The organism is Pseudomonas sp. P1_C12 (genome assembly GCF_056406435.1).
On the sequence record NZ_JBFUAE010000010.1, the window covers coordinates 14,984 to 34,089 of the forward strand.

Consider the following 19,106-nt stretch of genomic DNA (forward strand, 5'->3'; position numbering starts at 1 on the left):
TTTTAGCTAAAGTTAAAGTAATCATTCAGGTATAAATGAGCCCACGATTTTTCCGCAAATATGGGTTTCCTCCGTGATTTCAATGATTGGATACTGTGGGTTAATAGGGCGTAAGAACTGCCGGCCAGCATCCTCAACTAGAACTTTAAATGTCGCCTCATTAGTTCGTGGAACTCGGGCGATTACACGGTCGCCGGTTTTAGTCTCGGCTTCCGGATCAACGAAAATAATACAACCCGCTGGATAGCTCCGACCAGGACCCGGATTCGTCATTGAATCGCCATGGACCTTCAAAGCATAACCTTGATGGCTAATTGGGACCGGGCAAGAAAGCCATGAATCTGCATCGTATATTTCAATGTTAGAGATCGCCTCACACCAAGCTCCAGCCTGCACCCAAGAAATCAAAGGAACTTTGCCAAAACGTTGGTTGATCTCGCTGACGTTGCTTTGATCACTAATAATTAGGCGGCGTGAATTGATTTCACTGGTCTGTTCCTTCGGTAGCACGCCATATTCAAGCCATTCTCGGCGCACCTTGAGCCATGAACAAAGCGCAGCCATGCTGTCTGCTTCGGCCATTGCTTCGCCGTTCAGCCATTTGCTGATGGCCTGCGTGGTCTTATCAACCCCCAAGCTTTTCAACTGACGATGAATGTCTACGCCGCGACCCCTGCTGCGGACGCCAGCATCGTCAAGGGCTTCGTGTAGGCGCTCGCTAAAAGCTGCGCGGAATGTATTTTTATCAACCATAAGTTGAGGGTGTCACAAAGGTTGCGCAATAGTCAGTTGATCTATAATATCAACCGTGAGTTGATAAATGGAGGCTGCCATGTTGGACCCCGTAGATTTTCCGAATGCCATTGCATTCGCTTTTGAAGCCGTAGGTGGCATTGGGGCCGCTGCCAAGGTTTGCGACCGGAGTTATCAGGCGCTGAACAAGTGGCGCCAAGCAGCTTGTCTACCGCGAACTGATTACACGGGGGAAACCAAATACGCTGTTCTTTTGGCGACAGCTGCAAAGCAGAAGGGTAACGCGTTCGAGGCAACCTGGCTTCTGAATGCATCTGCACCTCATAAAGCTGCGGTTTAGTTAGAAAAAAGGCGACCCAAGGGCCGCCCAGTTCCTCCCGGCACGCACCACCACAGCGGTGCCGGGTCGCGATAAAGGTAGGCGGGCACACCACATGCGAACCGTCCACCTTTACCGCGCTTTACAAGGCTCGGAAGCCTTGGTGTTGCTGCCTTTTCAACCACAGATTGGGCAGCTGTTGCGCCAGGGGGGAACAACGGATTGTTCGCCTCGGCACGGTGCCGGTGTCGATCCTGAAGATCTAGCCGGCGTTTGGGCACTTTCAAGCCACGCGGTAAATGTATCACCACTGCACGCCGCGCGGCACTGGCAACTTTCAAGGATTAATGCCATGAGCCGAATCGCTCTGAGTTGTATCGAACGGGCGCAGCGGGAAGTCCTGCCGCTCGATCTAGCGCTTTACCATGCTGCCCGGGACTACCCTGGTGGCGCCGCTGCAATTGCCGTCACCACCGGCAGAAACCCCACCACGCTGCAGCACAAACTCTCTCCCACCCATCCCAGTCACTCTGTGAACATCCAGGAGTTTGGTGAAATTCTTGAACTGACCAAGGACCGCCGCATTCTCGATGCAGTGCATGCGCTGGTCGGCGATACGACTTGGCAGGAGTTGGCCGAGGCCTATACCAACGACATGCCCGAGACTTTGACTACGGGCATTGCTGAGTACTTCAGGCAGGTCGCCGATTTGGCTGATACCTGGGCCAAAAGCATCGGTGATGGCGTGGTGAATGATCGTGAACTGGCCGAGATTCGCCTGCAGGTGTTTCGTGGCATTCAAGGGCTTCTGGGGATGTTCAACCGAGCCACGTACGTCAATCAGACAACGCGGGTGGCTGACCATGGCTGATATTGCTGATTTTGCGAATGACCTGGTTCAGGAACGTCTTGATCAAGCCCTCGCGGCACGCAACGCCGCTAAGCCTGTGTTGGCACCGCATTCTTTCCTGTTTTGCGTAAGTTGCGACGATCCGATTCCGGAGGCTCGCCGACTTGTCCTGTTGGGTTGCGATCTGTGTGTTCTTTGCCAGTCCGTTGTTGAGTCGCGGGAGGCCCGTCATGCTCGATGAGGTACTGGGCCAATTCGCAGACTACGGACTCGAGCCTGAGCAACCGCTGGTATTCGGCAAACTGACTCGCTGCAAAACCTCTCAGGACAAGGGGAAGGAAAAGAATGGCTGGTATGTAGTCCATGAGCACCGCACCGAGAAAAATGAAACGCTGATCTTCGGCAGTTTTGGTGACTGGCGTTCCGGTGAGACCCAGAAAATCAAGGTCAAGGCCGGGCGTATGAGCCCCGAAGAGCGCGAGGTAATGCGTGCTCGTCAGGAAGAGGCAAAGCGCAAGGCTGCTGAGATCGCAGCCAACGCTGCACGGCGTGCGGCCAACCGTGCTGCAGGTCTGTTCAAACGCATGCCTGAGAAGGGCAAAAGTGCTTATCTGGATCGAAAGCAGATTGTCGGCTTCAAGGTTCGTTATGCGCCCCGTACCGGCGCATTTTTAGTGCCTATGTGTAACGTGCGGGATCAGATTGTCGGTCTACAGGTGATCTTTCCAGAAAAGCAAGAAGACACAGGCCGCGACAAGGCTTACTGGCCTTACGGCATGTCGAAAGAGGGCGCCTTCCATTTGATTGGTCCGCACCCTGAACCCGGTGAGCCGGTGCTGGTGTGTGAGGGGTACGCCACGGGTGCCAGCTTGCACATGGCGACGTCACTGACGGTCGCAATCGCGTTCGACGCGGGCAACTTACTCCCGGTCTCCAAGGCCATGCGCGAGCGTTTCCCCGGTTGTCCGCTGATTCTCTGTCGGGACGATGATTGGAAAACCAAGCGCCCCAATGGTGAGCCTTGGAATCCCGGGGAAGAGAAAGCCAACAACGCAGCGTTGATCGTCGGTGGTCAGGTGGTCGCACCTGTCTTCTCGGGTGAGCGTGAGACCAAGTGGACAGACTTCAACGACCTGCACGTTGCCGAAGGCTTGGAGGCTGTCCGTCGCCAGGTGTTGGCGGTGGTCAAGCCTCCTGCAGCTGGTGGTTGGAAGGATCAACTGGCCCGCACCGAAAACGGCTCCCTGATTGCGCACATGCAGAATGTCGAGCTGATCCTGGGCAATGACGAGCGCTGGGCCGGCGTGATCGGTTACAGCGTGTTCAGCTCCAAGATCATCAAGCTGCGGTCCGCACCCTTTGGCGGCGGTGCCGGGGATTGGGCCGACATCGATGACATGCGGGTGATGAAATGGCTCGCGCAGCAGTACAACTTGCGAGTGAAAGCGTCCCATGTGATCGAGGCGGTCAGCGTGGTTGCCCACGATCATTCTTTTCACCCGGTGCGCGAGTACCTGGAGAAGCTGAAGTGGGACCGGGTGCCCCGGCTGGAAAGCTGGTTGACCGATGTGCTGGGAGTCCAGGCCAGCGAGTATTCCGCCAAGGTCGGCAAGCGTTGGCCGATCTCTGCGGTGGCTCGGGTGATGCGCCCAGGCTGCAAGGCCGACTCGGTGATGATCCTCGAAGGCGGGCAGGGTGAGGGTAAGTCCACGGCCATGGGCATTCTCGGCGGCGAGTGGTTTATGGACACGCCTTTTGCCCTCGGCGACAAGGACAGCTTTCAGGCGATTCGCGGCAAGTGGATTGTCGAGCTGGGGGAGCTGGACAGTTTCAACAAGGCTGAGAGCACCAAGGCCAAACAGTTCTTCTCGGCGTCTACCGACACCTATCGCGAGAGCTACGGCCGCAGAACAAACGATGTGCCACGCCAGTGTGTGTTCGTGGGTACCACCAACCAAGAGGAATACCTCAAGGACGCCACCGGAAACCGCCGTTACTGGCCGGTATTCTGCAACAAGGTCGACCTGGAACAACTGCGCGAGATCCGTGACCAGCTATGGGCTGAAGCGGTGTTCTGCTTCGAGGCTGGCGATATCTGGTGGGTGACAAAGGACGAGTCGTGGATGTTCGCCGAGGCACAGGACGAGCGCTTCGTAGTGGACGAGTGGGAAGGGCCGATCCTGACCTGGTTGGAAGAGTCGCAGCTCGGCGAAACCGCCACCGGCAATGAGATCCTGACGCAGGCCCTCAAACTAGACTTCGGCCATTGGGGCAAGCCTGAACAGATGCGGGTCGGCGCGATCATGCACCGGCTGGGCTGGCGGAAGAAACGTATGCCGGCGTTGGCAAAAAGCGGTGTCCGTCAGTGGGCCTATCAGAAGCCCGCAACGTGGGCGCGTGCGGCGGCGTTGCAGCAGACGGTGGTAGAGGAGCCTTGCTTTGATTAAGCGAATCGATGAGATGCTTAAGCTCTGGGCGCAGGATCTGCATTCGCCGATTCCTGAAACTTATGGTGGTGCGAGTGGAGGCAACATGATCGCCATGTTGATGGAGTGCAAGGGCGAGCTGATACGTGGCACTCGTGGTAGTCGGGTGCTGTTGGATGAGTCGGCGGATATCGAGTTGATCGTCAACAAGCACCTGGCGCCAGAGCTTGCCCTGGTGGTGATGGAACACTACTGCAACCACGAAAGCTTTCTCTCACAGAAGATGTTGCACTGCGGATGCAGCGCGCCGACCTACTACCGCCGGCTGCATGATGCCCATGTGAGCATCGATGGCTTGCTGATGGGGAAGGCTGCATGACCCCTGGCGTCACTCCGCTTGTTGTTGTCCTACTGTCCGGCCTTGTCCGACTGCCGTTTAAGGTAGTCGGACAGGTTAAGGCCGCGCCGTTGCTGGGCTGTCCTACTGTCCAACCTTTGCCCGCACCATGCACACGTAAGCATAGCGGGCACGTAGTCGCGCCTATGGCGCGCACGCGTGCTTTTAGATTTCTCTCTATACACAAGGAAAAGTTAAATAAGGTAGGACAGTAGGTCAGAGTCCCGAATTTAGGCGCCTGTAGCTGTCCCACTTCGATTTTGAGTAGTGGGACAGGTAGGACAGGGCAGCAGAAGCGATGGCCGAGGTGATGTATTCACCGACATTCGCTAGACGTTCACCCTGCGTTACCCACTTATTCACCGGGTGGCATTAAAGTAGGGTTGCTGCCATGAGAATCCACCTGTAAAAAGTACCCATCTTCGATAGGTGCGACCGCAGAGAGCGGCAGGCACCACACACCAAACCCGGCCCTTGTGCCGGGTTTTTGCGTTTATGGAGTAGGGCGATGACGAACGAGCAGCAAGCGCTGGCAGAAATGCCAATCTGGTTAGTGATCGTCCTGGCCCTGGTCGGTGGCGTATCGGGCGAGATGTGGCGGGCGGACAAGGATGGGGCGCGGGGCTGGGTGTTATTGCGACGCCTGGCACTGCGGTCGGGTGCCTGCATTGCCTGCGGGGTTTCGGCGATGATGTTGATGATCGCTGCAGGCATGTCGATCTGGGCGGCGGGTAGCTTGGGTTGCCTGACCGCGATGGCCGGTGCCGATGTCGCCATTGGGTTGTACGAGCGCTGGGCAGCCAAGCGTCTGGGCGTCAGCGAGTCGTCAACCACTGGCGGCGAACCAGAGCAATGATGCGCCTTGAGATGCGCGACAACATCGACAAGATCGTGAAAGGCATGCGGGGATTGAGTCGGTCCAAGGTGCCGCTCGCCGCTGCCAAGGCGCTGACCTTCACCGCCGAGCGAGTTCAGATCGCAGAGAAAACCGAGATTGCCCGCGTATTTGATCGTCCCACCCGCTGGACGTTGAACTCGATCTATAAGCGAAGTGCCACGCCCACCCGATTGTTCGCCCGCGTGTGGGTCAAGGATGAGGCCAGTTCGGGTGTTGTAGCCTCGAAATACTTGCCGGTGCATATGGATGGCGGCAATCGTCCGCACAAGCGATTCGAGAAGGCACTGATCCACTATGGCCTGATGCCTGCTGACATGTACGCAGTGCCAGGCCGGCGCGCTCGAATGGATGGCAACGGCAACATCAGTCGTGGGCAGATTGTCCAGATACTATCCGCCCTCGGTGCCGCCGAACGTGTATCGGGCTTCATGGCCAACCGCACGGCTCGCAGTAAACGCCGCAACCGCAACGCCCCTGACTACTTCGCTGGTCGCCCGGGCAATGGCACTGGCCCATTGGGTATCTGGCAACGCATTGGCAACGGTGCGCGCCCCATCCTGATCTTCGTTAAGCGTCCGACCTATCGTCGTCGCTTCGACTTCTACGGAGTGGCCAACCGCGCCGCCGCTGCCGAGTTCGAACCGCTGTTTCGCCGAGCATTGGCCCGCGAGATGGCTCGCGACTGAGGCCATCGTCGATTTTTCGGCGTGATCGCCCGGTTTTGGGGCGGTTCAGGCGCGGGTCTAGGCCTCATTCCATTTTTCAATGGGTCCTTTCGCCGACCTGAGAGATTGGGGTAATTCGAACCCCGATCTTTTTGCAGATTCAACCCGACATAGGGGGTTCCGCTTCCTGTCCATTCCTTGGAGATGACCATGCCCACACAGCGCGAGATAGCCGATCACTTGGACATGAGCGAGCGCAATGCCCGCGATGTGTTGAAGGGGTTGGCCATCAGTGATTGGCAGACGGCCAGCCTGGACGAGATCCGGACCGCGTACATCCGCGACCTGCGCAACAAGGCAGCGGGGCGTGGGGGGAGTCAGTTGGAAGAACTCAACGCCGTACGGATTGACGAAGGGCGGGTCAAGGCAGCGAACGGGCGTCTGCTGTATCACGAGAAATTGCGGTCGCTGATCCCCAGCATGGAAGCGGAGCGAGTGCTGTCCGACTGGGCGGCCTTTGCCAACCGGGAATACCTGGGCGGCGTTGAACGATTAATTCAGGAAATCGAGAACGTGCAGAAACTCACGGTTGATCGATCTGTGGTGGCCAAAGTTGCTGGACCTACAACCGAGCGAATTGCAGGCTACGCGCGAAAACTTGGCGCGGAGCTTGTTGGCAGCAGCGGGGAAGTTCAACCCGCCGCATGACGTGCCAACAGCGGAGTATCTGAGCACTGAGTTTTATTTACCTGCTGAAAGCGGTGTGCTGCACGGCCTGTACGACTTCCACTACACGCCGTATTTTCTCGGCGTTGCCGCGGCGTTGGATGATCCGCGCGTCAGCGAAGTGGACCTGATGAAAGCCGCGCAGATCGGCTGGACCTGGTTCCTGATCGGGTACCTGTTCAAGTTTGTCCAGTTCCTACCCCGGCCGATCATGATCCTGTTTGCTAAGGAAAAGGACGGCAAGAACTTCCATGACGAGAAGCTCAAGCACGGCGTGATGGCGAACAGTGAGGTCAACCGGTTGATGCCGGTGGACACCAGCCGGTCCTCCGGCAACCGCTGGGATCACAAGAGCTTCCCGGGCGGCTTCCTCAAGCTGGTCGCCTCGAACTCCCCCGGCAACGTGAAGTCGACGTCATCGGTGGGGCTGTCGGTGGTCGAGGAACCGGACGATACCAGCGACGACGTGAAGGGGCAGGGCGATGCGATCGCCCTGCTCGAGGAGCGCGGCAAACGTTATCCGGGTTCAAAAATGCTGGTCGGTGGAACCCCGGCGATCAAAGGCGCGAGCAAGACCGAAGCGCGCTTGGCACAGACCGATTGCCGCGTGCTACCGATTGTCTGTCATACCTGCGGCCAGGCTCATGTGCTGGACTTCGCCCATATCAAATACCTGGACATCAATGAAGGGGTCGAGCCGCATGAAATCTATGGGCGGGCGGATCCCGACACCGCAGGTTACGCCTGCCCGCATTGTGGGGAAATCTGGGACGACTACCAGCGCAAGGAGAACATCCGCAACACGGTGTTCAACGCCGTCGAGGCGGGTGATCCATTCTGCGGTTGGGTAGCGACCAAACCCTTTGCCGGGCGTGCCGGTTTCATTGAACTGAACGAACTCTATGCCTGCCTGCCGGGTACCAGCCTGGCGAACATCGTGCGTGAGCAACTCAACGCCGAGCACCAGGCCGCCATGGGCAACCTGTCGCTGCTGATCAAGTTCGTCAACCAAAAGCAGGGTCGAGCCTACGAGTACAAATCGGATCTGCCCGAAGCCGACAAGCTGGCGGAGCGTGCCGAGGATTACCCGGAAATGTTCGTGCCCATGGGTGGGCTGGTGATCACCGCAGGTGTCGACGTGCAGCATGATCGATTGGCGATCGTTCTCCGCGCCTGGGGCCGTGGCGAAGAGTCATGGTTGCTCTACTGGGGTGAGATCTACGGCGAAGTGGTGTTGCCAGGCCAAGGCGTTTGGCTGGACCTGGAAAAGCTGCTGTTTTCGCCGATCACTCATGCTTGCGGCGCCAAGCTGAAAGTCTTGGCCGTCTCGCTGGACACCTCGGACGGTACCGTTACCCAGGACGCAGCCTATGCGTTTTGCCGAAAGCATCAACAACGCGGTGTTATGGCGATCAAGGGTGCCAGCGAGCGAGGCAACAGCCGGGACGATGAACGCAAGGAGATCTTCAGTGCGCCTCGGCAGGGTGTGGACACCGACAAGGAGCAAAAGGCCTCGAAGTACGGCCTGCGCCCTTACATCGTCGGTACGTCGCGGGCCAAGGATCTCTGGATCGAAGGCCGGCTGCCGTTGACTGGTGAAGGTCCGGGTCGGATGCACTTCTACAAGACAGTGCGTCCAGACTACTTCCGGCAGATTACCGCCGAAGTGAAAGCCCCCAGCCGGCGGCACCACTATCGCAAGGTCTGGCAGAAAAAGGCGGGCGAACGAAACGAGGCCACGGACTGCGAAACCTACGCGCTGCATGCGGCCCGTTCGCTGAAAACGCACCTGCTCAATGAACACGATTGGGCGGCGCTGGATGCTCAGATCCGCCAAGGCGGTTTGTTTGATTCGCCACCACCGGAGCCCGACATCGAGCCGGATTCGGATCCCGCACCGCCGCCGGAAAACCCGGTACCGAAACCACCCGCTGAACCCAACGAGCTCCCGCCTTCTGGCGGGAGAGTTGTTTCTGGGCGCCGCACTGCTATGCGCGTGCTCTCTCAACGCAGGAATTAATCTATGGCCATCACCCTGGAACAGGCGCAAAGCCAGCTTCAAGCTTGGCTCGACGCAAGCATGAAGGTCAGCCAGAAGCAGAGCTACCGCATCGGCACCCGTCAGCTGAACTACGCCGACGCTGCAGAGATCACCAAGATGATCGATTACTGGCAGCAACAGGTGGATCGACTGGCCAGCGGTCGCCCTCGCGGCATTGTCCTGCGCGGGATCACGCCGTTATGAGTCGTTCACTCAAGTCTCCCGAGCCCACGTTGCTGGATCGGGCAATCAGCTGGTTGAGTCCTGAGAGTGGCGCCAAGCGTATGCAGGCGCGTATGACGATGACGGCAATGGGGGGTTACAGCGGTGCCTCCAAACGCAAACGCTCGCTCAGTGCTTGGAATCCTTCGGCCGGAAGTGCAGCTGCCGATCTGCTGCCCGATCTGCCGACTCTTCGGGAGCGCTGCCGCGACCTGGAGCGCAATAACCCCATTGGCGGCGGCGCGATCAACACGGTGGTGACCAAGACGGTCGGTACTGGGTTGGCGCTGAAGTCGGTGGTCAATCGGCAGATCCTCGGCTGGGATGAGGACACCGCACGTGATTGGCAACGCAACACCGAGTCGTTGTTCAAGTCATGGGCCGAAACCACGGCTTGCGACATCACTCGCGAACAGAACTTTTATGGCTTGCAGGACCTGGCCTGGCGCTCGGTGCTGAGCAGCGGAGATGTCTTTCCGTTGTTGACCCACAAAGAGCGTCCAGGTCAGCACTACTCGGCCTGCATCCAACTGATCGAAGGCGATCGGGTGTGTAACCCGGACAACAAGGCCGATACCGAAACACTGACCGCCGGCATCGAGCGTGATGCCGATGGGGAGCCAATCAAAGCTCACATTCTACGCAGCCACCCGGGCGCACTGGGTGTGAGAGCGCGGAAGTGGGATGAGCGCCCCTTCTTCAATGAACGGGGTGGTCGGGCGCTGCTGCACTTGTATCGGCGCAAACGTGTCGGTCAACCTCGGGGAGTGCCGTACCTGGCGCCGGTGATCGAGAAGCTCAAGCAACTCGACCGCTACACCGATGCGGAGCTGGAAGCTGCCGTGGTGTCGGCGTTTTTTGCAGTGTTCATCAAACCGGGACCCGGCGGCGACCTCAGCCCCTTGGCCTCCGCCGCGACCGGCAACACGCCGGTGGGTGGTGATCGGCCTGCAGATCGCGCGGCCGGCGGTTGGGACGGCACGCTCAGCGGCGGCATTGTCGCCGAGTTGGATCAAGGTGCATCGATAGATTCGGCGGCGCCCGGGCGTCCAAACCTAGCCTTCGATCCATTTGTATTGGCGATGTTGCGCCAGATCGGCATGGCCTTGGAGCTGCCCTATGAGGTGCTGATCAAACACTTTACGGCCAGCTACACCGCCGCGCGTGCCGCCGTAATGGAAGCCTGGCAGTTCATTCGCGGCTGTCGTGATTTCCTGGGTAACGATTTCTGTCAGCCGGTGTACGAGCACTGGCTGGAGGAGGCCGTTGCTCAGGGTGACGTCGATGCCCCGGGTTTTTTCGACCATCCGTTGTTGCGGTATGCCTACTGCGGTTCGATTTGGGTGGGCGATGGACCGGGTACGGTGGATCCGCTCAAGGACATCAATGCGGCCAAGGCGCGTGTCGATCTTGGCGTCAGCACCCTGGCCAAGGAATCGATGCTCTACGACGGCAGCGACTGGGAAGAAAACCACGAACAACGGGCGCTGGAAGTGAAACGCCGCATGGAGGACGGCCTGTCTGCCATGCCGGCGTCACAGCCTGAAGACCAGTTGCCGCAAAACCCCGACCTACCCGAACGGACCTGACCATGACCGATAAACCAACCGACGCTCCACCGGCGCATCGGGTGACGGCGTTCGACCTGGTGTCGCGCGAACCTTGGGCGATCACCCCGGACATGCTACACACCATCGCGGCAATCGCTCGCCGTGAAAACGATGGCCCCGAGGCCGTTGAGGCCCGGCAGGGCCGGCCGCTGCAGAACACCCGCAACGTCACCCAGCGCGGCAGTGTGGCGCTGGTACCGGTCACCGGCCCGGTGTTTCGGTACGCGAACCTGTTCACCGCCATGTCCGGCGCGACTTCGCTCGACGTGTTGGCGAAGGAGTTCACCGCGGCGGTGGATGATCCACGCACCGACAGCATCATCCTGGTGATGGACACGCCCGGCGGCCAGGCGAGCGGCATCGCCGAGTTCGCCCAGATGATTCGGGCATCTCCGAAACGGGTGGTCGCTTACGTGTCTGGCAACGCCGCCAGTGCGGGCTATTGGATGGCGGCCGCGGCTCACGAAATCGTCATGAGCCGCACTGGTGCGGTTGGCTCGATCGGCACCGTGCTCTCGGTGCGCACGAACAAGGATGACGGCAGCGTCGAGATCGTCAGCAGCCAGAGCCCCAACAAACGTCCCGACTTTGCGACCGAGCAGGGCCGTGCCCTGGCCCAGAACCATGTCGATCGCTTGACCACCATCTTCGTCGAGGACGTCGCGAACTATCGCGGTGTTGACGTCGATACCGTCCTTTCCGACTTCGGTCAGGGCGACATGCGGATTGGTTCTGATGCCGTTGAACTGGGCATGGCCGACCGTGAATCCACCCTTGAATCTTTGATTGCCGAACTCAACGGCAGCAACTCTGGAGATCGTTCTATGAGCACTACCACCGCCACCCAGCCAAGTACGACCGCTGCCGATAAACCAACCATCGACCGCGCTTACCTGGCTGCCAACCACGCCGAGCTGCTGGCGACGCTGGAGCATTCCGCTCACGCCGCCGGGGCGAAAGCTGAGTGTGAGCGTATTCAGGCGGTCGAGGCTGCCGGTCTCCCAGGCCATGAAGAGTTGATCGCCTCCCTGAAGTTCGACGGCGTCACTTCGGGTGCTGAAGCAGCCAGCCAGGTGATCGCCGCTGAAAAGTCCAAGCGCACTGCCGCTCTGGCGGATATCCGCAGCACGGCGACCAAACCTGTACCTGCAGCCGCCGCACCGGACGCTCCGGCGGCCGCGGCTGATCAGGAAGATCCCGAGGCGCCGCTCGAGGAGCGGGCCAAGGCGACCTGGGACGGCAACAAGGAACTGCGGGCTGAGTTCGGCGACTTCGGTGCGTACCACGCGTACCGCAAAGCCGAAGACAAGGGCCTGATCAAAGTCCTGAAGAAGTAACCCGGGCCACACCCACCACCCTTTAGGCTTTGGAGATCCTCATGCCTCTTACTCTCGACACTCCCCGCGCTTACGAGACGGGCGACATCAATGATCTTGCGGTCGCTGCAGCCGTGCAGATCTTCGAAGGTTCGGCCGTCGGTATTAACTCGGCGAATGGCCTGGCGCGTCCGCTGGCTGCTGGTGATCTGTTCGTCGGCTTCGCTGACCGTGGTGTGGACAACCGCACCGGGGCTGCCGGCGCGGCGCGCGTTCGCTTGCGTGAAGCGGGCAAAGTGCAACTTCCTGTCGCTGCTCTGGCCATCACCGATATCGGTAAGGCCGTGTACGCCAGTGACAGCGGCACCTTTGTCCTCACCGCTGCGGGCAATAGCCGGATCGGCCATGTGCACCGCTTTGTCAGCGGTGGCGCGGGCATCGTCAAGTTCGCCGCCCAGGCCGTCCCGGCCGCGTAACACGCCGGTTTACCAACTCTTTCATCAGGAGATACCCCCATGGGTGCTGAAGTACTTTCCAGCCGTGCCGTCATCGGCACGTTTTACGAACTGCTCGAACAAAACGCCGGGGCGTCCTGGATCGATCTGATCTCGAACCTGTTTGATTCTGATCAGGCCAAGGAAACCTATCCGTGGATCGGCGCGGTACCGACACTGCGCGAGTGGATCGGTGGGCGCCATGCCAAGGGCTTTGTGAGCGCTGACCTCGAAATCGAAAATCTGCACTACGAAGCGACCATCGAGGTGCTGGTCAAGGAGCTGCGCCGCGACAAAACCGGGCAGCTGCGCATTCGCCTCGGTGAGCTGGCCGATCGCACCAACTCACATTGGGCGCGCCTGTTGTCGGCTTTGGTGCTGAACGGCGAAAGTCAGATCTGCTACGACGGCCAGTACTTCTTCGACACCGACCACGAAGAGGGCAACAGCGGCGCGCAGTCGAACAAGATCACCACCGACATCAGCGAACTGTCGGCCACGTTACACGGCACCCCATCGCGTCCAAGCCCTGAAGAGTTCCAGCAGGCCGTGGCCAAGTCGGTGACCCAGCTGACCAGCCTCAAAGACGATCAGGGCGAGCCCATCAACGAACTGGCCCGCGAGTTCTTGGTGATGGTGCCTTTCGGTTTGCTGAGCGTGGCCCAGTCGGCGCTGACTGTACCGCGCGGTACCAACATCAGCGAGATCGTCATGCCGGACAACGTCAATGTGCGGGTGATCGGTAACGTTCGCTTGAACGCCTGGACCGACAAGTTCGTGACCTTCCGTACCGATGGGCGCCTGAAGTCGTTCATTCGTCAGCAGGAAACCGACGTGGTGATGAAGGCCAAGGCTGAGGGTTCGGAGTACGAGTTCGACAACGACGCGCACCAATACGGCGTCGACACCTGGCGCAACGTCGGTTTCGGGCGCTGGCAGTACGCCGTCCTGAACCAACTGGTGTAAGCCTTCGGGCTTGCACCTCATTCGAGGACATCACAATGCCGAAATACACAGTCGATCAGAACATCACCCTGTTCGGTGGCGAACTGATCCTGACGGCTGCTCAGGCCGGTGCGCGTGCGCACTGCCTGCAGGAGCTCAAGAAAGGCCGCTACGAGATCATCAGCCCGGTCCAGTTCAAGAAGGGGGAGGTGATTGTGATCCCGGGTGAGCCGGACAAGGCGCTGGCACAGAAGGTCACCAAGGTCGAAAAGGATGCAGGGGGCGGCAATGGCGAATAAATCCTACCGGGTGCTCAGCGGTTCATTCCGCAAGCCCAACGACGAGTTGGTCGAAGTCGGTGGAACGATCGATCTCCCGGCCGACGTTGCGGAGCGTTTCCGTAACCAGCTGATCGAAGTTGCCCCCGTCGTGTCGACCAAAAAAGCCGGTCCGGCCCAGGCTGAAAGCGATGTTTGAGGAAGACCTTTCGGTCTTCCTCGAGGATTTCAATGTGGGTGGCCTGGTCGATGGCCAACCCTTTCTGGCGGTCCGAGATATGCCCGACGAGATCGTTGGAATGGGTGGGTTGAACAGCCAATCCACCGGTTACGAGATCCTGGTTATCACCGCCGAGGCTGAACGCCTTGGCATCAACAATCCCAAGCTGGTCAGCGTCGGCGGCGTCACTTTCCGAGTACGCGATCGCCGCATGATCGATGACGGCGCGTTCAGTCTGGCCTCTCTCACCAAGGTCTAAATCCCATGCCCTCGATTCAAGAACGCATCGTCGAAAAGGCGAAGGCGTTGATTTTGGCTGCCGGTACGTTGGCCGGCGACCGCGTATTTCGCAGTCGTACGGAAGCGATCACCCGGGACATGTCGCCGGCCATAGTGATTCGCCCAAACCTTGAAACCACCGAGCGCGAAAGCCACTCGGTGGACCGCAACCAGTTCGAACTGTCAGTTGAAATTCTGGCACGGGAGAACACCACCACCGGTGAGGCCTGGGACCAGGTTGCCGATCTGGTCAAAGTCGCGGTTCATGCCGTCATGCTGGCCGAGGATGCGTTTGTTGAGGCGGACCGGGTTCAACGCTTCTACATCGATTGGATCGAGGAAGACGGGGACAACACAGCCGGTAACTGCATGGTGCGTTACCGCTTTACCTACCTGTGCAATACCGGCGATCTGACGTCCGGCCCTACCTTTTACTGAGGAACACATTATGCAAATTGCATTCGGCAGCGGGATGTTTTATGCCACCCCGCTGATGGACGCCTATGGCAACTCGCTGGCCTCACCGACCCCCATCCTGCTCGGCATCATGCAGGAAGCCTCGGTAGATCTGTCCTACGACTCCAAGGAACTGTTCGGTAGCGAGCAGTTCGCGGTCGACGCCGCTCGCGGTCAGGGCAAGCTGTCCGGCAAGGCCAAAGCGGCGCAGATCAGCCTTTCGCAGTGGAATGCTCTGGTGTTCGGCCAGAACCTGCAGTCTGGTCAGGTGCTGGTGCATCATGCGACCACGCCGACCCCTGTGCCTGCAGGCAGCAAGATCACCGTGACGCCGCCCGTTGGCGGTCTATTGTCGGGTGATCTGGGGGTGCGTGGCGGCGGAGCGCTGCCTTTCGAGCGAGTGCTGACCGCTCCAGCAGTAGGTCAGTACACCTATAACGCCGCGACGGGCGAGTACAGCTTCGCGGCTGCCGATGTCGGTGTGCCGGTGTTTATCGACTACCGCTACTCTGTTTCGACGGGCAAGAGCCTGTCGGTTCGCAACCTGCCCATGGGCGATATGCCGGTGTTCCAGGGTGAGCTGTACCTGAAGTACAAGGGCAAAGCGATCTACGTCCGAGTGCCGAACTTCGTCAGCAACAAGCTGAGCTTCGGTACCAAGCAGGACGACTACACCATCCCTGACTTTGAATTCACTGGCTACGCCGATGAGTTTGGCGAGGTCGTGTACTGGAGTGCCAGCGAATGACGGTCGTGAATGTACCGGGTGTCGAGTTCCCGTTTCCCGGGAAGGTATTAGTTATTCCGCCGCTGGCTCTGGGTGATCTGGAGCAGTTGCTGGACCGCATCAACTCGGTGATGGCTGGCAACATGGACAAGGACAGCATCGCGACCGTGATCGATGCGACGCACGCTGCATTGCGTCGTAACTATCCCGATATCGAACGCGCTGAGGTTGCCGCTCTGTTGGACCTGAGAAACATGCGTGATGCCCTCGATGCGGTTATGAGCGCCTCGGGTCTGGAAGTCCAGGATGCGACGCCGGGGGAAGCGGTGGCCCCTTCGACTGGGGCCAGCTCTACGCCCACCTGATTGCGAGCACTGGTCAGAGCCCGGTCACGCTGCGACGTGACTGGGACATGATCATGGTCGGGCACATGACGGACTACTGGCATCACCATCCGCCTGTTCATGTGCTGGTTGCCGGATATCTGGGATACAAACCAACGCAGGCGGAGGGACCAGCACCTGACCTGGCGGCCAACATGGCGGCACTGGCAGCCGATATGCGCGACGAACTGCCACCGCATTTGCGTGGTGCATTGGATGCCTTTGTCGTACCGGGCTGACACAGCGCCCGAGCGTTCTCTCGCCATCAACACAACTCCGCTTTGGCGGAGTTTTTTATTTAATGCACAGTGAGTGTCCGGCATGGATAGAAATATCGCGTACCAGTTCACTGCCGGCACCCAGGGTTTTGACCGCGCAGTCGAAAGCATCGAGCGCAATATGCGTGACGCCCGAACAACGCTCAGCCGAGAGTTGCGGGCCATAAACACGGACATGGTGGGTAGTCAGGCCCAGATCGGAAAGTTTGGCCCGGCGGTGAATGATGCCTTTGCGGGTGTCGCGAGCGTCATGCGTTCTGGTTTGGGCGGCGTAACCGCGGGCATTTTGGGCGTGTTTGGGGTCGGGGCCTTCAAGCTGGGCCAGTTGGTCAGTGACAGCAAGGAGGCGGCGATCCAGCAGCAGGCGGCCTATCGCGGGTTGGAAGCGGTGGCCAACCATGCTGGCGTCGGTATCGGGCGGGCCATGGATGAGGCCAACAAGCTGGCAGCCGATGGTTTGATCAGCGTCGGGGATGCGGCCAAGGCCCTGCAAAACCTCCTGAGTAAGGGGTTCACTGTTGATCAAGCTGTAGCGGTTATTAATAGGTTGAAGGACTCTGCGGCATTCAATCGACAAGCCAATCTCAGTATGTCTGAAGCTGTTGTAGGTGCAACAGAGGGTATAAAAAACGAAAACTCAACGTTGGTGGACAACGCTGGTGTTACTAAAAACGTTGCAAAGATGTGGGAAGAGTACGCAAAGGTACTTGGTACTTCTCAGGATAAGTTGACGGACTTTCAGAAAAACCAAGCCGTGTTCAATGGCATTATGGAAGCAACAGAAGCTCAGGTAGGTAACGCAGCTAAAGCCTCGCAGGGGCTTACCGGTAGCCAAGCCGAACTGGATTCCAAGAGCAACGAACTCAAGGTCACCATCGGGACCATACTCGAACCGGCCTTCATCAGCCTGAATAAACGCCTGGCTGAAACGGCGGGTTGGTTCAACAACCTTCTCAAATCCATGACCGGTACCGGTGTCACGGTTGAGGAAGTGGCTGCCAATGTCGCCCGTCTAGAGACGATGCTGGAGAACGTCGGGAACAAGGGCGCCAGGGGTGGAGGCGGTAAAGCACAGCTGGAGGGCTCGCTTCAGGAAGAACGCTTGCTGCTGGAAAGCATGCAACTCACTTCTGAGAAAATCGACCAGGTGGATGCCGGGATGCGATCGCGAATGGCGCGCATCGAGGCTCAGCGGCTCAAGGTCGGGCAAATGGCGGCGACCGGTGATACCGCGCTGACGAAAGCTCCTCAGCAAGGGCGTGTCGCTCCAACTGCGTATGGCATTGAAATAGCGCGCCTCACCAAGCTTGAACAGGCATACGCCGCTGCCGTCGAGCATCGCAAAAATCTGGTTCAAACCACCACGCCGCCACCGGCGAAAACGGACACTCCGACCGCGCCGACTGGACCTACAAAATCCCGTGTCAGCCAGTGGTCTGAAGCGCTGGATGCGCAGAAGGTCGCACACGCACAGATGCAGTCGGAGCAAGGGACCTTTCTGAATTTCTCCCAGCAGAAGGAAATGGACTACTGGCAGGGCATCCTTAAACGTACTGATCTCAGCGCGTCCGAAAGGCTCGCCGTGCAACGCAACTACCTGGGCGCCTTGAACGGGCTTCGGCGTCAGGACGAAGGGAAGGCGTTTGCCGATCTGCAGGCCCAGGCCCAGCAATACCGCAACAACATGGACGCGCGGCTGCAAATTGCTCAGCAGACACTGGATCGCAGTCGGCAGCTCTATGGCCAAGACTCCCAGGAGTACCAGCGGGCGGCTTCTGAGGTGGTTGCTATTGAGCGGGAGAAACAGCAACAAATCACCAACATGAAGCAACAGCAAGTTGCTGCTGATCAACAAACCCGGCTCACGGACATTGCCCATGCCGAACAAATGGCCCAATTGGACCTGCAGGCCAACCTGATCACCCAAGGGCAGTTGTTGCAGGCGCAGGCCGAATTCGAGCAGCAGCGTTATGCGATTGAGGCCCAGGCTCTGGTACAGCGTAAGGCTTTGCTGGAGCAGGACCCTGACCGCAACCCCGTCGCTCTGCAGCAGGTTCAGCAACAGATCCTGGCGCTGGAGCAAACGCATCGCAACAGCATGGCCGTCATCGGCCGGCAGCAAACGATGGAGTCCCAGAGCAACTGGTCCGGCATGCTCGGCAGCATCCAGTCGAGTTGGGCCGGCGGCCTCAACGGCATCCTGTCCGGGACGATGAGCACTCAAGGGTTGCTGCAGGGCATCTTCGGCAGCATCGGTAGCGCGTTCATCGAGAACATGGTGACCAAGCCATTGATGGCCTGGATGTTCGGGGAAACCGCCAAGACTGGAGCGACCGTGGCCGGCGTTGGTGTGCGTACCGCCGCCGAGGCGGGTGGTGCGGCCATGTCCGTGGCGATCTGGGGTGCCGCCACGATCAAGAACATTATCGCCAGCGCCTGGCAGGCCATGGCCGGCGCCTTCGCGGCTATGTCGGCGATTCCTATCATCGGTCCCGTACTGGGTGTCGCTGCCGCGGCGGCGGCCGGGGCCTTCGTGTTTGGCCTAGTGAAAAACGTGGCGTCGGCCGAAGGCGGCTACGACATTCCGGCGGGTACCAACCCAATGACCCAGCTTCATGAACAGGAAATGGTTCTGCCCAAGCAGTACGCCAACGTCATACGCCAGGCGGCGAATGGCGACGGGCAACTGGGTGGCGGTGGCACCTACCACTACAACGATTACAGCGGCCGGATGACGCCGGCAGACATCCGGCGCAATGCCCGGGCGTTTGCCGAAGAAATGCAAAAAATGCGGCGCAACGGTGCCATCAAGGCATAGGGGGA

Annotated in this window: 23 protein-coding genes; 22 read left to right on the plus strand and 1 reads right to left on the minus strand. The window is 59.3% G+C overall.

The features are described from left to right. Window positions 1–21: 21 nt before the first annotated feature. A complete protein-coding gene (locus AC1D19_RS17950) occupies window positions 22–753 on the minus strand; it encodes a LexA family protein (protein ID WP_477763968.1) in 732 nt (243 codons plus the stop codon). Window positions 754–832: 79 nt separating this feature from the next. Here AC1D19_RS17950 and AC1D19_RS17955 point away from each other — a divergent pair, with 79 nt between their 5' ends. From AC1D19_RS17955 to AC1D19_RS18060, 22 genes are all read left to right on the plus strand, one after another. Continuing rightward, window positions 833–1,093 carry a hypothetical protein gene (locus AC1D19_RS17955; protein WP_477763969.1) on the plus strand — a complete coding sequence of 87 codons (261 nt, stop codon included), beginning with the start codon at window positions 833–835 and terminating at the stop codon, window positions 1,091–1,093. A 331-nt stretch (window positions 1,094–1,424) separates the two neighbouring features. Continuing rightward, a complete protein-coding gene (locus AC1D19_RS17960; RefSeq protein ID WP_477763970.1) occupies window positions 1,425–1,943 on the plus strand; it encodes a phage regulatory CII family protein in 519 nt (172 codons plus the stop codon). Then, entirely contained in the window at window positions 1,936–2,163 is a 228-nt protein-coding gene (locus tag AC1D19_RS17965; protein ID WP_477763971.1) for a TraR/DksA family transcriptional regulator, read from the plus strand. Before AC1D19_RS17960 ends, AC1D19_RS17965 begins: the two co-directional genes overlap by 8 nt. Continuing rightward, on the plus strand, window positions 2,153–4,369 hold the full coding sequence (locus AC1D19_RS17970; protein ID WP_477763972.1) for a VapE domain-containing protein: 2,217 nt from the start codon (window positions 2,153–2,155) through the stop codon (window positions 4,367–4,369). The genes AC1D19_RS17965 and AC1D19_RS17970 overlap by 11 nt, the downstream gene beginning before the upstream one ends. Beyond that, the gene (locus tag AC1D19_RS17975) at window positions 4,362–4,727 is read left to right on the plus strand and encodes a PA0613 family protein (protein WP_218495633.1); all 366 of its coding nucleotides are present in this window, start codon (window positions 4,362–4,364) and stop codon (window positions 4,725–4,727) included. The genes AC1D19_RS17970 and AC1D19_RS17975 overlap by 8 nt, the downstream gene beginning before the upstream one ends. Window positions 4,728–5,253: 526 nt before the next feature. Next, the gene (locus AC1D19_RS17980) at window positions 5,254–5,601 is read left to right on the plus strand and encodes a phage holin family protein (protein ID WP_477763973.1); all 348 of its coding nucleotides are present in this window, start codon (window positions 5,254–5,256) and stop codon (window positions 5,599–5,601) included. Continuing rightward, window positions 5,601–6,329 carry a hypothetical protein gene (locus AC1D19_RS17985; RefSeq protein ID WP_477763974.1) on the plus strand — a complete coding sequence of 243 codons (729 nt, stop codon included), beginning with the start codon at window positions 5,601–5,603 and terminating at the stop codon, window positions 6,327–6,329. Before AC1D19_RS17980 ends, AC1D19_RS17985 begins: the two co-directional genes overlap by 1 nt. 189 nt (window positions 6,330–6,518) lie before the next feature. Then, a complete protein-coding gene (locus tag AC1D19_RS17990) occupies window positions 6,519–7,016 on the plus strand; it encodes a hypothetical protein (protein WP_477763975.1) in 498 nt (165 codons plus the stop codon). Then, window positions 6,979–9,054 (plus strand): phage terminase large subunit family protein, encoded by a 2,076-nt coding sequence (locus AC1D19_RS17995; RefSeq protein WP_477763976.1) that lies wholly within the window; start codon window positions 6,979–6,981, stop codon window positions 9,052–9,054. The genes AC1D19_RS17990 and AC1D19_RS17995 overlap by 38 nt, the downstream gene beginning before the upstream one ends. Before the next feature lie 3 nt (window positions 9,055–9,057). Next, window positions 9,058–9,279 carry a DUF6148 family protein gene (locus tag AC1D19_RS18000; protein ID WP_406591301.1) on the plus strand — a complete coding sequence of 74 codons (222 nt, stop codon included), beginning with the start codon at window positions 9,058–9,060 and terminating at the stop codon, window positions 9,277–9,279. After that, the gene (locus AC1D19_RS18005; protein WP_477763977.1) at window positions 9,276–10,886 is read left to right on the plus strand and encodes a phage portal protein; all 1,611 of its coding nucleotides are present in this window, start codon (window positions 9,276–9,278) and stop codon (window positions 10,884–10,886) included. Before AC1D19_RS18000 ends, AC1D19_RS18005 begins: the two co-directional genes overlap by 4 nt. A gap of 2 nt (window positions 10,887–10,888) precedes the next feature. After that, window positions 10,889–12,244: a S49 family peptidase gene (locus tag AC1D19_RS18010; RefSeq protein ID WP_477763978.1), complete on the plus strand. Its 1,356-nt coding sequence runs from the start codon at window positions 10,889–10,891 to the stop codon at window positions 12,242–12,244. 41 nt (window positions 12,245–12,285) lie between these two features. Then, window positions 12,286–12,699 (plus strand): hypothetical protein, encoded by a 414-nt coding sequence (locus AC1D19_RS18015; RefSeq protein ID WP_477763979.1) that lies wholly within the window; start codon window positions 12,286–12,288, stop codon window positions 12,697–12,699. A 39-nt stretch (window positions 12,700–12,738) separates the two neighbouring features. Then, window positions 12,739–13,683 (plus strand): Mu-like prophage major head subunit gpT family protein, encoded by a 945-nt coding sequence (locus AC1D19_RS18020; RefSeq protein WP_477763980.1) that lies wholly within the window; start codon window positions 12,739–12,741, stop codon window positions 13,681–13,683. 35 nt (window positions 13,684–13,718) lie between these two features. Next, a complete protein-coding gene (locus tag AC1D19_RS18025) occupies window positions 13,719–13,961 on the plus strand; it encodes a hypothetical protein (protein ID WP_218495644.1) in 243 nt (80 codons plus the stop codon). Further along, window positions 13,951–14,139 (plus strand): hypothetical protein, encoded by a 189-nt coding sequence (locus AC1D19_RS18030; protein ID WP_477763981.1) that lies wholly within the window; start codon window positions 13,951–13,953, stop codon window positions 14,137–14,139. The genes AC1D19_RS18025 and AC1D19_RS18030 overlap by 11 nt, the downstream gene beginning before the upstream one ends. Further along, on the plus strand, window positions 14,132–14,419 hold the full coding sequence (locus tag AC1D19_RS18035; protein ID WP_477763982.1) for a hypothetical protein: 288 nt from the start codon (window positions 14,132–14,134) through the stop codon (window positions 14,417–14,419). The genes AC1D19_RS18030 and AC1D19_RS18035 overlap by 8 nt, the downstream gene beginning before the upstream one ends. Window positions 14,420–14,424: 5 nt before the next feature. After that, window positions 14,425–14,877 carry a hypothetical protein gene (locus AC1D19_RS18040; RefSeq protein WP_477763983.1) on the plus strand — a complete coding sequence of 151 codons (453 nt, stop codon included), beginning with the start codon at window positions 14,425–14,427 and terminating at the stop codon, window positions 14,875–14,877. A gap of 10 nt (window positions 14,878–14,887) precedes the next feature. Continuing rightward, on the plus strand, window positions 14,888–15,643 hold the full coding sequence (locus tag AC1D19_RS18045; protein WP_477763984.1) for a major tail protein: 756 nt from the start codon (window positions 14,888–14,890) through the stop codon (window positions 15,641–15,643). Next, window positions 15,640–15,987 (plus strand): hypothetical protein, encoded by a 348-nt coding sequence (locus tag AC1D19_RS18050; protein ID WP_477763985.1) that lies wholly within the window; start codon window positions 15,640–15,642, stop codon window positions 15,985–15,987. Before AC1D19_RS18045 ends, AC1D19_RS18050 begins: the two co-directional genes overlap by 4 nt. A 65-nt stretch (window positions 15,988–16,052) precedes the next feature. Continuing rightward, window positions 16,053–16,244, plus strand: a complete 192-nt coding sequence (locus tag AC1D19_RS18055; RefSeq protein ID WP_477763986.1) for a hypothetical protein — start codon at window positions 16,053–16,055, stop codon at window positions 16,242–16,244. 82 nt (window positions 16,245–16,326) lie between these two features. Further along, entirely contained in the window at window positions 16,327–19,101 is a 2,775-nt protein-coding gene (locus AC1D19_RS18060; protein WP_477763987.1) for a hypothetical protein, read from the plus strand. Window positions 19,102–19,106 lie beyond the last annotated feature (5 nt).

Excerpts from the sequence above, each read along its gene's own strand:
- AC1D19_RS17950 (WP_477763968.1), bottom strand. The coding sequence starts at position 753 with ATGGTTGATAAAAATACATTCCGCGCAGCTTTTAGCGAGCGCCTACAC.
- AC1D19_RS17955 (WP_477763969.1), top strand. The coding sequence starts at position 833 with ATGTTGGACCCCGTAGATTTTCCGAATGCCATTGCATTCGCTTTTGAA.
- AC1D19_RS17960 (WP_477763970.1), top strand. The coding sequence starts at position 1,425 with ATGAGCCGAATCGCTCTGAGTTGTATCGAACGGGCGCAGCGGGAAGTC.
- AC1D19_RS17965 (WP_477763971.1), top strand. The coding sequence starts at position 1,936 with ATGGCTGATATTGCTGATTTTGCGAATGACCTGGTTCAGGAACGTCTT.
- AC1D19_RS17970 (WP_477763972.1), top strand. The coding sequence starts at position 2,153 with ATGCTCGATGAGGTACTGGGCCAATTCGCAGACTACGGACTCGAGCCT.
- AC1D19_RS17980 (WP_477763973.1), top strand. The coding sequence starts at position 5,254 with ATGACGAACGAGCAGCAAGCGCTGGCAGAAATGCCAATCTGGTTAGTG.
- AC1D19_RS17985 (WP_477763974.1), top strand. The coding sequence starts at position 5,601 with ATGCGCCTTGAGATGCGCGACAACATCGACAAGATCGTGAAAGGCATG.
- AC1D19_RS17990 (WP_477763975.1), top strand. The coding sequence starts at position 6,519 with ATGCCCACACAGCGCGAGATAGCCGATCACTTGGACATGAGCGAGCGC.
- AC1D19_RS18000 (WP_406591301.1), top strand. The coding sequence starts at position 9,058 with ATGGCCATCACCCTGGAACAGGCGCAAAGCCAGCTTCAAGCTTGGCTC.
- AC1D19_RS18005 (WP_477763977.1), top strand. The coding sequence starts at position 9,276 with ATGAGTCGTTCACTCAAGTCTCCCGAGCCCACGTTGCTGGATCGGGCA.
- AC1D19_RS18010 (WP_477763978.1), top strand. The coding sequence starts at position 10,889 with ATGACCGATAAACCAACCGACGCTCCACCGGCGCATCGGGTGACGGCG.
- AC1D19_RS18015 (WP_477763979.1), top strand. The coding sequence starts at position 12,286 with ATGCCTCTTACTCTCGACACTCCCCGCGCTTACGAGACGGGCGACATC.
- AC1D19_RS18020 (WP_477763980.1), top strand. The coding sequence starts at position 12,739 with ATGGGTGCTGAAGTACTTTCCAGCCGTGCCGTCATCGGCACGTTTTAC.
- AC1D19_RS18025 (WP_218495644.1), top strand. The coding sequence starts at position 13,719 with ATGCCGAAATACACAGTCGATCAGAACATCACCCTGTTCGGTGGCGAA.
- AC1D19_RS18030 (WP_477763981.1), top strand. The coding sequence starts at position 13,951 with ATGGCGAATAAATCCTACCGGGTGCTCAGCGGTTCATTCCGCAAGCCC.
- AC1D19_RS18035 (WP_477763982.1), top strand. The coding sequence starts at position 14,132 with ATGTTTGAGGAAGACCTTTCGGTCTTCCTCGAGGATTTCAATGTGGGT.
- AC1D19_RS18040 (WP_477763983.1), top strand. The coding sequence starts at position 14,425 with ATGCCCTCGATTCAAGAACGCATCGTCGAAAAGGCGAAGGCGTTGATT.
- AC1D19_RS18045 (WP_477763984.1), top strand. The coding sequence starts at position 14,888 with ATGCAAATTGCATTCGGCAGCGGGATGTTTTATGCCACCCCGCTGATG.
- AC1D19_RS18050 (WP_477763985.1), top strand. The coding sequence starts at position 15,640 with ATGACGGTCGTGAATGTACCGGGTGTCGAGTTCCCGTTTCCCGGGAAG.
- AC1D19_RS18055 (WP_477763986.1), top strand. The coding sequence starts at position 16,053 with ATGACGGACTACTGGCATCACCATCCGCCTGTTCATGTGCTGGTTGCC.
- AC1D19_RS18060 (WP_477763987.1), top strand. The coding sequence starts at position 16,327 with ATGGATAGAAATATCGCGTACCAGTTCACTGCCGGCACCCAGGGTTTT.